The sequence below is a fragment of the Angustibacter peucedani genome, from assembly GCF_054779595.1.
The window spans coordinates 1-13,987 of the sequence record NZ_BAAGXY010000126.1 but is presented as its reverse complement, the minus strand read 5'-3'; the positions used below and the strand labels follow the sequence as shown (position 1 = coordinate 13,987).

The following is a 13,987-nucleotide window of genomic DNA, read 5'->3' as shown; positions in this document are numbered from 1 at the left end:
GCCGAGGAAGCCGCCCCCGCCGGCCAGCCGCTGCGCCGAGCCGACGCCCAGCGCGCTCAGCAGCCCGGCGCCGCCGTCGTGCGAGGCGCTGTCGCCCACGCCGACGACCACGCGGGTGGCGCCGTCCTCGACCGCGGCCCGCACCAGCTCGCCGACCCCCACGCTCGTGGCGCGCCAGACGTCGCGCCGGTCGTCGTCCAGCAGGTGCGGGCCGCACGCCTGCGAGGACTCGACGTACGCGGAGCGCGTGCCGTCGTCCTCGGTGACGGCGAGCAGCGTCGCGGGCACCGGCTCGCCGAGCGGCCCGGCCACCGTCACGGGCACCAGGTCTCCCCCGCGCGCCGCCAGCACCACGTCGACGAAGCCGGCACCGCCGTCCGACAGCGGGCAGCGGGTCAGGACGTCGTCCGGCGCGTGCTCGGCCCAGCCGGCGGCCACGGCCTCGGCCGCCTGCTCGGCGCCGAGGTGGCCGGCGAAGGCGTCGGGGGCGATCAGCACGCGCACCCGGTCATCCTCCCAGCCGGGCTCCCTCGTCGGACGGTGCGGCACCCCGGCGCGGCTGACCTACGATCAGCGCGTGAGCACTTTCGCCGAACCTGCCGCCACGCCGGCCGCCCTGCTCCTGCTGGGCCGCGGCCGCGACCTCGCCAGCGAGCGCGGCGTCGAGTGCCCGGGCGACCTGCCCGCGCCGTCCGACCCCGACCTGGTCGCGCGCGCCCGCGCCGCCAAGGCCGCGCTCGGCGACCAGGTGTTCGTGCTCGGCCACCACTACCAGCGCGACGAGGTGATCGAGCACGCCGACGTCACGGGCGACTCGTTCAAGCTCGCGCAGCAGGCGGCGGCGCGGCCCGAGGCCCCGTACGTCGTCTTCTGCGGCGTCCACTTCATGGCCGAGTCGGCCGACGTCCTGACCGCCGACCACCAGCAGGTCGTGCTGCCCGACCTCGCGGCCGGCTGCTCGATGGCCGACATGGCGGCCATCAGCCAGGTCGAGGACGCGTGGGACGACCTGGTCGAGGCCGGCGTCGCGGACGACGTCGTACCGGTCTCGTACATGAACTCCACGGCCGCCATCAAGGCCTTCACCGGCCGGCACGGCGGCACGATCTGCACGTCGTCCAATGCCCGCACCGCGCTCGAGTGGGCGTTCGACCAGCGGCCCGAGGGGCGCGGCAAGGTGCTGTTCCTGCCCGACCAGCACCTGGGGCGCAACACCGCCGTGCTCGAGCTCGGCATGACGCTCGAGGACTGCGTGCTGTTCGACCCGCACAAGCCGAACGGCGGCCTGACCCGCGAGCAGCTCGAGCGGGCGCGGATGATCCTGTGGCGCGGGCACTGCTCGGTGCACGGGCGGTTCAGCCTGGACTCGGTGCAGGACGTGCGCTCGCGCATCCCCGACGTCCAGGTGCTGGTGCACCCCGAGTGCCGGCACGAGGTCGTGCGCGCGGCCGACCACGTCGGCTCGACCGAGAAGATCATCCAGACCCTCGAGGCGGCACCCGCGGGCTCGTCGTGGGCGCTCGGCACCGAGCTCAACCTGGTGCGCCGGCTGGCCCGCGAGCACGCCGACAAGCAGGTCGTGTTCCTCGACAAGACCGTGTGCTTCTGCTCGACCATGAACCGCATCGACCTGCCGCACCTGGTCTGGTCGCTGGAGTCGCTCGTGGCCGGGCGGGTCGTCAACCGGATCCAGGTCGACCCGGACGTCGCGCACTGGGCCCGGGTGGCGCTCGACCAGATGCTCGCCCTGCCCGGCATCACCTCGAAGGACTAGCCGAGCGCGACGTAGACCTTGCGCAGGGGCTCGTGGACCTGCCAGGTGGTGCGGTCGCCTGCCAGCAGCCGGACGGCCGAGCCGGGGCCGACCTCGAGCACCTCGCCGTCCTCGACCGTGACGGTCGCCCGGCCCGAGAGCACCACGAAGACCTCGTCGCACTCGGTGTCGTGGGCCACCCCGGCGTCGATCGACCAGAGGCCGACGTCGACCGCGCCCAGCGCGGCCAGCGACCGCGTGGCGGTGGCGGGCTCGCCGGGCTCGGCGGCGCCGTCCGGGGCCAGGTCGAGCGCGTGGACGTCGACGGCCAGCAGCCGCTCGCTCATGCCGCCCGCCTCAGGAGCGCAGCGCCGCGAGGCGCTCGAGCAGCACGGCCTCGGCCACGCAGACCCGCTCGAACTCCCCCAGGTGCAGGCTCTCGTTGGCGCCGTGGGCGCGGGTGTCGGGGTCCTCGACGCCGGTGACGAGGATCGCGGCGTCCGGGTAGATCGCGGCGAAGTCGGCGATGAACGGGATCGACCCGCCGATGCCCATGTCGACCGGCTCGACGCCCCAGGCGTCGGCGAAGGCCGACCGCGCCGCGTCGTACGCCGGGCCGTCGACCTTGGCGGCGAACGGCTGGCCGGTCTCGCGCACGGTCACGTCGACCTGCACGCCCCACGGCGCGTGGTCGCGCAGGTGGGCCGCGAGGATCTCGAAGGCCTCGTCGGCGTCCTGCCCGGGCGCGACGCGCATCGAGATCTTGGCCCGGCAGCGCGCGGCCAGGGTGTTCGACGCCTTGGCGGTGGACGTCGCGTCGATGCCGACGACGGTCAGCGCGGGCTTGGTCCACAGCCGCGACGTCAGCGAGCCCTCGCCGATCAGCTCGACGCCCTCGAGCACGCCGGCATCGGCCCGCAGCTGCTCCTCGGTGAGGTCGAGGTCGGCGGCCTCGCCGCTCACGAGCCCCTGCACGGCCACGGTGCCGCGCTCGTCGTGCAGCGACGCGAGCAGCCGCACCATCGCGGTTACGGCGTCGACGGCCGCGCCGCCGTACATGCCGCTGTGCACCGCGTGGTCGAGCGTGCGGACGTCGACGTAGGCCTCGACCAACCCGCGCAGGCTGGTGGTGAGCGCCGGGACGCCGATCTTCCAGTTGGTCGAGTCGGCGAGCACCAGGACGTCGGCCGCGAGCTTGTCGCGGTGCGCCTGCAGGATGCGGCCCAGCGAGGGCGACCCCGACTCCTCCTCGCCCTCGACGAAGATCGTCAGGCTCACCGGTGGCCGACCGTCGTGGGCGCGGATCGCCGCGAGGTGCGCCATGACGCCGGCCTTGTCGTCGGCGGCGCCGCGACCGTAGAGCCGGCCGTCGCGCTCGGTGGGCTCGAACGGCGCGGTGTCCCAGTCGTCGTCCTCGCCGGGCGGCTGCACGTCGTGGTGCGCGTACAGCAGCACCGACGGCGCGCCCTCGGGCCCGGGCAGGTGCCCGACGACGGCGGGCGCCCCGCCCTCGCGCAGCACCTCGACGTCCTGCATCCCCGCGGCGCGCAGCAGCTCGGCCACGGCCTGGGCGCTCGCCTCGACCGGCGTCTGGTCGAACGCGGGCTCGGAGACGCTGGGGATCCGCACCAGCGCCTCGAGGTCGCGCCGCACGCCCGGCAGGTCGCGGGCCACCGCGTCGCGCAGCTGCTGCAGGCGCTCGGCGGTCAGGTCGGCGCCCTGCGGCGAGCCGGTCGGGGCGGTGCTGGACGTCATGCGGGCCAGGGTATCCGGGCGTAGCGTGCCCGCCGTGACGCAGGACGACGGCGAGGGCTCCGGCAGCACTCTCACCGTGCTGGTGGCGCTCGTGGCGAACGCCGGGATCGCGGTCGCCAAGGGCGTGGCCGCCGTCGTCTCGGGGTCCGCGGCCATGGCGGCCGAGACGGCCCACTCGGTCGCCGACACCGCCAACGAGGTCATCCTGCTGGTCGCGCTGCGCCGCAGCCGTCGTCCGGCCGACCGCCACCGGCCCTTCGGCTACGGGCCCGAGCGGTTCTTCTGGTCGTTCGTCGCGGCGGTGTCGATCTTCGTGTCGGGCGCCGTCTTCGCCGCGCTCGAGGGCGTGCGGGCGCTGCTGGGCCAGGCCGGCGAGACCACCGGCCTGACCCTGACGCTGGTGGTGCTCGGCATCGGGTTCGTGCTCGAGGGCGCGAGCTGGGTGCGGGCGACGCAGCAGATCCGGGACGAGGCCCGCGACCACGACCAGCGCGTGGCCGAGTGGCTGCGCTCGACCGACGACCCCACGGTCAAGACCGTCTTCTACGAGGACTCCGCCGCGCTCGTCGGCCTGCTGCTCGCCGCAGCCGGCGTGCTCGGCCACCACTGGACCGGGTCGCCGGTGCCGGACGCCGTCGCCTCCCTGCTCATCGCCGCGCTGCTCGCGACGGTGGCCTTCGTGCTCGCGCGCACCAACCGCGACCTGCTCGTGGGCAGCCAGGCCGACCCCCGGCTGGTGCGGGCGATCGGTGCCTGGCTGGCCGACCGCCCGGAGGTCGACGCGCTCGTCGACCTGCTCACCGACCGGATCGGCACCGACCAGGTGCTGGTGTGCGCCCGGCTCGACTTCGTCGACGACCTGGTGGCCGGCGAGCTCGAGGCCGCGGCCCTGGCCATGGACCGCGGCCTGCGCGAGCGCTTCCCGGACGTCGTCGAGGTGTTCCTGGAGCCGGTGCCGCGGCACGACGAGCAGCTGCGCTCGGAGGTGCGCGACCGCTACGGCGAGCGCGTGGCCGCGGCGCTGGAGAGCACGGGCCGGCCGCCCGTCTGAGCCCAGGTAGCCTGGTCGGGTGCTCGGACGACGCAGCAAGACCGACGAGGCCCCAGCCTCGCAGACCCCCGACGGCCCGGGGAAGAACCGCCCCACGCCCAAGCGGCGCGACGTGCAGGCGGCGCGCAAGCAGCCGCTCGTGCCGACGGCCCGTGCCGCGACGGGCAAGGGCGGCAAGCCGACCAAGGCCGCGCGCGACGCCGCGCGGATGGAGCGGATCCAGGCCCGTGAGCGGATGATGGCCGGCGACGAGCGCTTCCTCGGCCCGCGCGACCGAGGACCGGTGCGCCGGTTCGCCCGCGACTTCGTCGACGCCCGCTGGAACCTCGGCGAGCTGCTGCTGCCGGTGATGGTCGTCGTCCTGCTGCTGTCGTTCGCGAGCAGCGCGCTGAAGCAGTCGAACCCGGCCGTGTACGGCGGCGTCCTCGCCGTGACGTACGTGCTGGTGGTCATGTCGGCGGTCGACGCGATCTGGATGTCGTTGCGGCTGAAGAAGGCAGCGCGCGCCAAGTTCGGCGACGACCTCGACACCAAGGGCCTGACCTGGTACTCGGTCATGCGGGCCTTCCAGATGCGCCGCACCCGGGTGCCGCGCGCCGTCGTCAAGCGCGGCGAGTTCCCGGTCTAGCGCGGTGACCGGCTTCGCCGGTGGTCGCGAGCCGTGGTTGGCGCGCCAGGGGTTGCTCCGCAACGTCGTCCGCCAAGAGCTGGTGACCCGCCAGCTCGCGACGCACCTGCCGTCGTCCGGCACGGTGCTGGACGTCGGCGCCGGCCAGGGCACGCAGGCGATCCGCTGTGCGCGACAAGGGTTCTCGGTGGTCGCGGCCGAGCCCGACGCCGACATGCGCGCGGCTCTCGACGCGACGCTGGCGGGCCAGCCCGACGACGTCCGCTCGCGCCTGCAGACGGTCGACGCCGGCACCGACGACCTCGCGGCGCTGGCCGAGCACGGGCCGTTCGACGTCGTGCTCTGCCACGGCGTGCTGATGTACCTGGCCGAACCAGGTCCGGCGGTCGTGGGGCTGAGCGACCTCGTCGCACCCGGCGGGGTGCTGTCGCTGCTGGCGCGCAACGCCGACGCGATGGCGCTGCGGCCGGGGCTGCGCCGCCAGTGGGCCGACGTGCTCGACCTGCTCGACGAGGCCCGCTCCCCCGTGCCGCACTACGTCAACGAGCTCGGCGTGCGGGCGCGGGCCGACCGGCTCGAGGAGCTCGCGTCGTACGTCAGCGGGCGCCGCATGCACGTCGAGGCCTGGTACGGCGTGCGGGTGCTGACCGACGGCGTCCCGGTCGACGAGCCGGTGCCGGACGACGAGGACGAGCTCGAGGCGCTGCTGGCGGCCGAGGACGCCGTCGGACGCACCGACCCCTACCGCCGGCTGGGCACCCTGCTGCACGTCGTCGGCCGCCGCGCCCCGGGCTGAGGGCAGGCCGTAGGGTCGGGATCATGGACTTCCGCTACCTCGGCAACTCCGGCCTGAAGATCTCCGAGATCACCTACGGCAACTGGCTCACCCACGGCTCGCAGGTGGAGGACGACGTCGCGACGCAGTGCGTGCACGCCGCGCTGGACGTCGGCATCACGACCTTCGACACCGCCGACGTCTACGCCAACACCAAGGCCGAGACGGTGCTGGGCGAGGCGCTGAAGGGCCAGCGCCGCGAGGGCCTCGAGATCTTCACCAAGGTCTACTGGCCGACGGGTCCGGGCGGGCACAACGACTCGGGGCTGTCGCGCAAGCACATCCTGGAGTCGATCAACGGCTCGCTGTCCCGCCTGCAGACCGACTACGTCGACCTGTACCAGGCGCACCGCTACGACACCGAGACGCCGCTCGAGGAGACGATGCAGGCGTTCGCGGACGTCGTCCGGCAGGGCAAGGCGCTCTACATCGGCGTCAGCGAGTGGACCGCCGAGCAGATCCGGGCCGGCCACGCGCTCGCCAAGGACCTCGGCGTGCAGCTCGTCAGCAGCCAGCCGCAGTACTCGATGCTGTGGCGCGTCATCGAGGACGAGGTCGTGCCGACCTGCCGCGAGCTCGGCGTGAGCCAGGTCGTCTGGTCGCCCATCGCGCAGGGCGTGCTGACCGGCAAGTACCAGCCCGGCCAGCCGCCGCCCGACGGCTCGCGCGCCACCGACACCCAGGGCGGCGCCGACATGATCAAGCGCTTCATGGACGACGAGGTGCTCACCCGGGTGCAGGGGCTGAAGCCGGTGGCCGACGAGCTCGGCCTGAGCATGGCCCAGCTCGCGATCGCGTGGGTGCTGCAGAACGACAACGTGGCCACCGCGCTGGTCGGCGCCTCGCGCCCCGAGCAGGTGCACGACAACGTCAAGGCCGCCGGCGTCACGATCCCGGCCGAGGCGATGACGCGCATCGACGACGTCCTCGGCTCGATCGTCGAGACCGACCCGGCGCGCACTGCCGAGAACGCGCCGCAGAAGCGACCGAGCTGACGTGCCAGCGCTGCCCCAGGCCGAGGCCGTCGCCCGGCGCGCCCTGCTGGACGTCGAGTCCTACGTCGTCGACCTCGACCTCTCCGGTGCCGAGACCGACCCCACGTTCACGTCGACGGTCACCGTGCGGTTCACCGCGTCGTCGTCCGACGACACCTGGGTCGAGCTCAAGGCCGAGGAGGTGCTCTCGGCGCGGCTCAACGGCTCCGACGTCGACACCTCCGGCTGGGCCGACGGCCGGTTGCCGCTGACCGGTCTCGCCGACCACAACGAGCTGGTGCTGACGGCGCGGTACGCCTACTCCCGCACCGGAGAAGGCCTGCACCGCTACACCGACCCCGAGGACGGGCTGGTCTACCTCTACAGCCAGGCCTTCCTGGACGACGCGCCGCGGATGTTCGCCTGCTTCGACCAGCCCGACCTCAAGGCGACGTTCACGCTGACGGTCACGGCTCCCCCGAGCTGGACCGTGCTGGCCAACTCGGCCGGTACGCAGGGCGACGGCGGCCGCTGGTCGTTCGACACCACCGCCCGGCTCTCGACGTACCTGTTCGCGATCGTCGCGGGCCCGTACCACGGCGTGCGCGAGGAGCACGACGGCATCGAGATCGGCGTCTGGTCGCGGCAGTCCTGGGCGCCGCATCTCGACACCGCTCGGCTGCTCGAGACCACCCGGCTGGGCTTCGACTACTTCCACGAGCTGTTCGCCGTCCGGTACCCGTTCGGCAAGTACGACCAGGTGTTCGTGCCCGAGTTCAACGCCGGCGCGATGGAGAACCCGGGCCTGGTGACCTTCCGCGACGAGTACTACCTGCAGCGCGGCACGGTGACGGACGACGACCGCGAGGAGGTCGCCAACACCCAGCTGCACGAGATGGCGCACATGTGGTTCGGCGACCTCGTGACGATGCGCTGGTGGGACGACCTGTGGCTCAACGAGTCGTTCGCCGAGTACATGGCCTACCGCAGCTCGGCCGCCGCGACCGTGCACACCGGTGCCTGGACGACGTTCCTGGCCAAGCGCAAGACGTGGGGCTATCGCGCCGACCAGCTCTCGACGACGCACCCGGTCGCCGGCGAGGCACCCGACACGGCGGCGGCCCTGCTGAACTTCGACGGCATCTCGTACGCCAAGGGCGCCTCAGCGCTGCGCCAGCTGGTCGAGTGGGTCGGCGAGGACGCCTTCGTCACCGCCCTGCGCCAGCACTTCACCGACCACGCCTACGGCAACGCGTCTCTGGCCGACCTCGTCCGCGCGCTGACCGAGAGCAGCGGCCGCGACGTGCAGGGTTGGGCCGACCAGTGGCTGCGCACCAGCGGCGTCAGCACCCTCGCCGTGCGGACCAGCGTCGACGCCGACGGCGCGTACGACCGCGTGACGCTCGAGCAGACCACCCCCGGCGGCCCCCGACCGCACTCGGTCCGCGTCGGTCTCTACGACCTGGACGGCGACGCGCTGCGCCTGCGCGAGTCCGTGCCGGTCGACCTGCCGGCCGAGGACCAGGTCGAGGTGTCGGCGCTCGTCGGTCGTCCGGCCGCCGACCTGGTGGTCGCCAACGACGGCGACCTCACGTTCGCGCTGCTCGACCTGGACGACGACTCGCTGGCGACGGTGCGCACGCACCTGCACGGGCTGGACGACGCGCTCGCCCGCGCCCTGGTCTGGTTCGCGGTGGTCGACATGGTGAGCCTGGGCCGCTTCGCGCCGTCCGGGCTCGTCGACCTGGTGGTCAGCGCCGCCTCGCCCGCCGACCCCGAGGCCGTCACCGCGAAGGTGCTGCGCGACACCGTCGTCGCGGCCGACGGGTGGACGATCCCCGAGCGCCGCAACGAGCTGCTGGCCACGCTGGCCGGCTGGCTCGACGGCGAGGTGCGCGAGGCCGAGGCCGGCAGCGACCGCCAGCTCGCGCTCGCGCGCACCTTCGTGCGCGTCACCGCGGACGCCGACCGGCTGGTGAGCTGGCTCGAGCAGCGCGACCTGCCGCCCGGGCTGACCCTGGACGCCGACCTGCGCTGGCGCCTGGTGCACCGGCAGGCCGAGCTGGGCGAGCTCGACGCCGCGCAGCTGGCCGCCGAGCGCGACCAGGACCGCTCGACGGCCGGCGCCACCAGCGCGCTGACCGCTCGGGCCGCGATGCCCGTGGCCGCCGAGAAGGAATGGGCCTGGACGTCGGCGGTCGAGGGCCGGCTGAGCAACCACGAGCTCGAGGCCGTGGCGGCCGGCTTCTGGTCCGGCGACCAGGCCGAGCTGCTCGCGCCCTACGTGCAGCGGTTCGCCGAGGACTTCCCCGGGGTCGCGCGGCGGCAGTCGGCCGAGATGGTGCAGCTGTTCGGGCGGCTGCTCTTCCCGACGACGCAGGTCGACGAGGCGACGGTCGCCATGGCCGAGCAGCTGCTGGCGGACGGCGACCTGCCGGGACCGGCGCGACGCGCGATCACCGAGCGGCGCGACGAGATGCAGCGAGCGCTCCGGGCGCGGTCGGCCGAGATCGCCGTCCCTGGCTGATGTTCCGCGAGGTCCCGGTGCTGCCGGTGGTGGTGCCGGCCGCCGGCGTGCTCTTCGTCGTCCTGCTCTGGTCATTGCAACGCCGGGACCGCCTCGCCGCCCCATCGGCCGCGGTCGCCCTGGCGCTCAGCGTCTACGCCGCCGGGGTCGTCGCCAACACCGTGTTCCCGGTCTTCCTCGACAAGCCCGGGCGGCACGCCCCGTGGAGCGCGGCGCTGAACCTCGTGCCCCTCGCGGGGTACGAGGGCGGCGACGCGGTGATGAACGTCGTCGTCTTCCTCCCCCTGGGCGTCCTGCTGGCTCTTGTCCTCGCCCGGTCGCCGTGGTGGAAGGTGCTGGTCGTGGCGGGCCTGTCCAGCCTCGCCGTCGAGGTGGCACAGCTGGTCACGGCCCGCGTGCTCGGCGGTGGCCACGTGGCCGACGTGAACGACCTCGTCTTCGACGTCGCCGGCGCTGCGCTCGGTGTCGGGCTGCTCGCCGTGCTGTCCCGGCCGCCCGCCCTCGACGCGGTGATCAACCGGTTCCGCTGGGGCTGAGGCCGCTGCTCCGTCGTCAGGCCCGGCGGATGCGCAGCGGCCCCTTGGCGGTCGAGGGGTCGACGACGCGGCCGCCCTGCGTCACCTCCACGTCGCCGCTCGCCACCAGCCGTCGTGCGGCGCGGCGGGCGGGCTCCATCAGGTCGCGCCAGGTGTCCTCCGACCCGACCGCTCGGGCGGCGTCGGACGGGCAGATCGTCTTCCCGGCGCCGCGCTGGTCGAGGAGGTCGACGATCGTGGCCTCGAGCCGGCGATCGGTGTCGTCGACGCCCTGGCGGCGGCACGCGGTGGAGCAGTAGCGGACGGACTCCCAGTCGCGGGCCCACTTCTTGCGCCACTCGACGCGCCGCCCGCAGGACGCGCAGGTCTTGGCTTCCGGGGTCGCCACGTCGTCAGCCTGCTCCGAGGGCGTCGGGTCGGAAGGGCTCGCCATGACCGGGCACGACCAGGACTGGTCCGAGCTCGAGCACCGCGGCGCGCGAGCGTTCCAGGGCGGCCTCGTCCTCGGCCAGCGGATCCACCGCCGGGCCGTGGAACGACCACCACAGATGGGTGCACACGACGAGGCCCTGCTCGGTCTCGACCAGGGTGGTGACGTCCTGGGCGGTGTGCCCGGGGGTGGCCATCAGCCGCACCGACGGCGAGACCTGGAAGCCGTCCGCGGGCCGGTCGGTCCACGTGTCGTCCTGGTAGATCGCCCAGTGGTCGTGGAACCGCGCGCGCTCGAACAGCGCGGCGTTCAGCGTGTGGTCCGGGTGGTGGTGGCTGAAGACCACGTCACCGACGTCCGTGGTACTCAGGCCGAGCTCGGTCAGGGGGTCGAGGATGTCGCGGCGGTTCGACACCATCCCGGGGTCCACGACGACCGCGTGCCCCTCGTCGCGGACCAGGACGACGGTGCTGGCCACCCGGTCGTGGGCGTAGCCAGCGGACAGGACGTGCAGCTCGGCGGTCATGGGGCCATCGTGGCACCGGCGCTGCACCTACCCTGCAGACGGTGAACCAGTTGCCGCCCGGGACGGACCGCCCCGCCATCGACACCGCCCTCGTCGCGCGGCTCCTGCGGGAGCAAGCCCCGCACCTGGCCGACCTGCAGCTGCGTCCGAGCGACGCGTCGGGCAGCAGCAACGCCGTGTTCCGGCTGGGCGAGGGGTACGCCGTCCGCCTCCCTCGGTCCGACGACTACGTGACCGACCTCCAGAACGAGACCGAGTGGCTCCCCCGGGTCGGTCCTTCGCTGACGGCACCGGTCCCCGAGATCGAGTTCGCCGGCCACGCGTCCGCGACCTTCGCGCGTCCCTGGACCGTGGTCAGCTGGGTGCCCGGCGAGATGCCGGACGCACTCGACGCGCGGCAGCAGGGTGCCCTCGCCGCATCGCTCGGCGACTTCCTGCGCAGCCTGCATGCGGTGGACACCTTCGGTCTCGGCAGCGGCGCCGACCTCTGGGGCTACCGCTGCGGCGAGCCGGTGACCGACGAGATCGACTCCTGGGCCGCGGAGGCGGCGGGTGACCTGAGCGACCTGTTCGACCCGGTGCAGGTGCGCCGCGCGTGGTCCCGGCTGCGCGACGTCCCTTCAGCGAGCACGCCTGCGTGCTGGGTCCACACCGACGTCTCGGCCGAGAACCTCCTCGTGCAGGCGGACGGTCGGCTGGCCGGCGTCATCGACTTCGGAGGTCTCGGCGTCGGGGACCGCTCGGTGGACCTGCTGTACGCCTGGAGCATGCTCGACGCACCAGCACGCGAGGTGCTGCGCAGGGCCTCCGGTGCTGACGACGTGACCTGGACCAGAGCGCGCGCCTGGGCGTTCGTCGGGCCCGGGCTCCTGACGATCGCCCACTACCGAGGTCACCTGCCGCAGCGCACCGCACGCCTCACCGCCATGGTCGAGGCCGTGGCCGCCGAGGTCGGCGTCCACCTGCGCTGACCGGCCGCGCGTCAGGTCCAGGACCGCCTCGACCGCCAGATGGCGAGCAGCCGGCTGGCGGCCGCGAGCGGGCCGTCGCGGCGTCCGGGGGCGCGCTTGCGAGGCAGCTCCCTCAGCAGCTGGCGACCGGACTCGTCCGCGACAGCCGCGAGATCGTCCACCTTGAGCAGGTGGCGAAGACGGCTCTCGGTGATCCGAGGGCGCCACCCGAAGGCGCAGTGCTGCTCGAACGCCCGCCGCTCGGCGTCGGTTGCCGCGGACCCGACGAGGTAGCCCCACCTGCCGGCCTCCGGCCACTGCCGATCCCGTCGGTAGGCCTCGGCCAGGAGGATCCGGACCTCGTGGCTCTGCGGGCAGGTCACCACGAGCCCGCGGAGGCGGTCTCGAGCCTTGCGGGCAGCACCGCGCTCCAGGTCGGCCCGCGCCCGTAGAAGTCCCTCCACCCGGCTACTGGGCGGGACGCAGGCTCATGGGGCCGTAGATCTCGCTCTCGCCCTCGCGCAGGTGAACGGCGTCGACGCCGGCGTCGACCAGCGCGCGCCACTCCTCGCCCAGCCAGCTCTCGGCGTCCGACTGCGTGGGGAAGCCGGCGGTGGGGGCGTCGGGCGGGACGACGTCCGCGCCGTCCACGTCGACGTAGCGCCAGGTCCAGGTCTCGCTCATGCACCGACCCTACGACCTCGGACCGCTCACGCCTCCTGGGCCTTGGCGAGCACCGCCTGCACCGTGCGCCAGTTGCGCACCGTGCCCACCTTGCTGAACCGGCGGTCGGCGCCGCCGGTCATGAACGGCTTTCCCAACCCGTTGGGCGCCAGCAGGTATGCGTGGTCGCCGACCACCGTCAGCTCGGCGTCGTTGGTCACCGCGTCGGTCATGTCACGCACCGCAGCCCGCTCCGGCGCCGAGACGAGGAACGACACGTGGGTGTGGTCGGTGTCGTCGAACGGGACGTCGTCGACGACCTTCTGCAGCTGCGCGACGGTGCGGACCACGGTGACGACCTCGAAGCCGAACTCGTCCTCGATCGTCTTCTCCAGCAACGCCTTCACCTTCGCCGCCGACCGCAGGGGCGACGACATCACGAGGTTGCCGCTCGCGATGTGCGTGCGGACGTCAGCCAGCCCGGCCGCCTCGCACGCGGCGCGCAGCTGGGCCATCGGCACCTTGCGGTGCCCGCCCACGTTGATCCCGCGCAGGAACGCCACCCACACCGCCACGTCGTCCTCCTCAGCCGCCCAGCCCCGCGACCGCGCCGATGACGACGACGGCCGGCGAGGTCACCTGCTCGCGGGCCATCATGGCCGCGGCTCCCGACAGCGGCGAGCGCAGCACCCGCTCGCCCGGCAGTCCGCCGTCCTGGACGACGAGCACTGGGGTGTCCGCCGCCAACCCGTGCCGTACCAGCGCCTCCGCGATGTCGCCGATCGTCCGCACCGCCATGAGGCACACGATCGTCAGCCCGCTGACGGCCAGTCCCGACCAGTCGACCGAGCTGTCGGGGTGCTCGGGCGGCAGGTGACCTGACACGACGCAGAACCCTTGTGCCACACCACGATGCGTCACCGGCACGCCGACCAGCGCCGGCACGGCGACCGCGCTCGTGACGCCCGGGACGACCTCGACCTCGACCCCTGCCGCCACGCAGGCCTGCAGCTCCTCCATGCCACGACCGAGCACGAACGGGTCGCCGCCCTTCAGCCGCACCACCGTCCGGCCGGCCCGGGCGTGCTGCACCAGCAGCTCGTTGATGGCGTCCTGCGGGGTGGACGGACCGTGCGGCACCTTGGCCACGTCGACGACCTCGACGTCCGGCCGCAACCGGTCGAGCGCGGCCAGCGGTGCCAGCCGGTCGACCAGGACGACGTCCGCCTCGGCCAGCCGGTCGTACCCTCGGCGCGTGATCAGGCCGGGGTCACCCGGCCCGCCGCCCACCAGCACCACCCGACCGCGCGCCGCCCCGCGGCCGGCGGGCGCCTCCCCCGCGTGCAGCGCGGCCTCGAC

17 protein-coding genes are annotated in these 13,987 nt (G+C 73.8%); 8 read left to right on the top strand and 9 right to left on the bottom strand.

All coding sequences use genetic code 11. The features are described 5' to 3' along the window. On the bottom strand, positions 1-504 hold a 504-nt coding region (locus ACYVJ4_RS17290; protein WP_460461331.1), incomplete at its 3' end, for a glycerate kinase. 73 nt (positions 505-577) lie between these two features. On the opposite strand from ACYVJ4_RS17290, the gene nadA reads away from it, so the two are divergent. Continuing rightward, entirely contained in the window at positions 578-1,774 is a 1,197-nt protein-coding gene (nadA, locus tag ACYVJ4_RS17285) for a quinolinate synthase NadA (protein WP_460461330.1), read from the top strand. Here the strand turns inward: nadA and ACYVJ4_RS17280 are convergent. Beyond that, entirely contained in the window at positions 1,771-2,100 is a 330-nt protein-coding gene (locus tag ACYVJ4_RS17280; RefSeq protein WP_460461329.1) for a cupin domain-containing protein, read from the bottom strand. The two genes, nadA and ACYVJ4_RS17280, sit on opposite strands and share 4 nt — an antisense overlap. A gap of 10 nt (positions 2,101-2,110) precedes the next feature. Next, complete coding sequence (locus tag ACYVJ4_RS17275) at positions 2,111-3,508, bottom strand: M20/M25/M40 family metallo-hydrolase (RefSeq protein WP_460461328.1); 1,398 nt, start codon at positions 3,506-3,508, stop codon at positions 2,111-2,113. 34 nt (positions 3,509-3,542) lie between these two features. On the opposite strand from ACYVJ4_RS17275, the gene ACYVJ4_RS17270 reads away from it, so the two are divergent. From ACYVJ4_RS17270 to ACYVJ4_RS17245, 6 genes are read left to right on the top strand one after another with little or no spacing between them, the layout of a single operon-like run. Then, on the top strand, positions 3,543-4,559 hold the full coding sequence (locus tag ACYVJ4_RS17270) for a cation diffusion facilitator family transporter (protein WP_460461327.1): 1,017 nt from the start codon (positions 3,543-3,545) through the stop codon (positions 4,557-4,559). 19 nt (positions 4,560-4,578) lie between these two features. Continuing rightward, the gene (locus ACYVJ4_RS17265) at positions 4,579-5,187 is read left to right on the top strand and encodes a DUF3043 domain-containing protein (protein WP_460461326.1); all 609 of its coding nucleotides are present in this window, start codon (positions 4,579-4,581) and stop codon (positions 5,185-5,187) included. Between the two features lie 4 nt (positions 5,188-5,191). Then, positions 5,192-5,983: a methyltransferase domain-containing protein gene (locus ACYVJ4_RS17260; RefSeq protein WP_460461325.1), complete on the top strand. Its 792-nt coding sequence runs from the start codon at positions 5,192-5,194 to the stop codon at positions 5,981-5,983. Positions 5,984-6,006: 23 nt separating this feature from the next. Continuing rightward, positions 6,007-7,017: an aldo/keto reductase family protein gene (locus tag ACYVJ4_RS17255; protein WP_460461324.1), complete on the top strand. Its 1,011-nt coding sequence runs from the start codon at positions 6,007-6,009 to the stop codon at positions 7,015-7,017. Between the two features lies 1 nt (position 7,018). After that, positions 7,019-9,523 (top strand): aminopeptidase N, encoded by a 2,505-nt coding sequence (gene pepN, locus ACYVJ4_RS17250; RefSeq protein WP_460461323.1) that lies wholly within the window; start codon positions 7,019-7,021, stop codon positions 9,521-9,523. Then, the gene (locus tag ACYVJ4_RS17245; protein ID WP_460461322.1) at positions 9,523-10,059 is read left to right on the top strand and encodes a VanZ family protein; all 537 of its coding nucleotides are present in this window, start codon (positions 9,523-9,525) and stop codon (positions 10,057-10,059) included. The genes pepN and ACYVJ4_RS17245 overlap by 1 nt, the downstream gene beginning before the upstream one ends. 16 nt (positions 10,060-10,075) lie before the next feature. Here the strand turns inward: ACYVJ4_RS17245 and ACYVJ4_RS17240 are convergent, their stop codons facing one another. Together ACYVJ4_RS17240 and ACYVJ4_RS17235 are read right to left on the bottom strand one after the other, a co-directional pair. Further along, complete coding sequence (locus ACYVJ4_RS17240) at positions 10,076-10,447, bottom strand: DUF3253 domain-containing protein (protein ID WP_460461321.1); 372 nt, start codon at positions 10,445-10,447, stop codon at positions 10,076-10,078. A gap of 4 nt (positions 10,448-10,451) precedes the next feature. Further along, entirely contained in the window at positions 10,452-11,015 is a 564-nt protein-coding gene (locus tag ACYVJ4_RS17235) for an MBL fold metallo-hydrolase (RefSeq protein ID WP_460461320.1), read from the bottom strand. A gap of 41 nt (positions 11,016-11,056) precedes the next feature. On the opposite strand from ACYVJ4_RS17235, the gene ACYVJ4_RS17230 reads away from it, so the two are divergent. Beyond that, positions 11,057-11,986: an aminoglycoside phosphotransferase family protein gene (locus ACYVJ4_RS17230; protein ID WP_460461319.1), complete on the top strand. Its 930-nt coding sequence runs from the start codon at positions 11,057-11,059 to the stop codon at positions 11,984-11,986. A gap of 11 nt (positions 11,987-11,997) precedes the next feature. Here ACYVJ4_RS17230 and ACYVJ4_RS17225 read toward each other — a convergent pair whose 3' ends face one another. The 4 genes from ACYVJ4_RS17225 to cobA form a co-directional block, all read right to left on the bottom strand. Further along, the gene (locus ACYVJ4_RS17225) at positions 11,998-12,429 is read right to left on the bottom strand and encodes a DUF6584 family protein (RefSeq protein WP_460461318.1); all 432 of its coding nucleotides are present in this window, start codon (positions 12,427-12,429) and stop codon (positions 11,998-12,000) included. A gap of 4 nt (positions 12,430-12,433) precedes the next feature. Then, positions 12,434-12,649: a hypothetical protein gene (locus tag ACYVJ4_RS17220; RefSeq protein ID WP_460461317.1), complete on the bottom strand. Its 216-nt coding sequence runs from the start codon at positions 12,647-12,649 to the stop codon at positions 12,434-12,436. Between the two features lie 26 nt (positions 12,650-12,675). Then, complete coding sequence (locus ACYVJ4_RS17215; protein ID WP_460461316.1) at positions 12,676-13,203, bottom strand: DUF1697 domain-containing protein; 528 nt, start codon at positions 13,201-13,203, stop codon at positions 12,676-12,678. A gap of 10 nt (positions 13,204-13,213) precedes the next feature. Next, positions 13,214-13,987: uroporphyrinogen-III C-methyltransferase (cobA, locus tag ACYVJ4_RS17210; RefSeq protein WP_460461315.1), on the bottom strand; the 774-nt coding region annotated here is incomplete at its 5' end.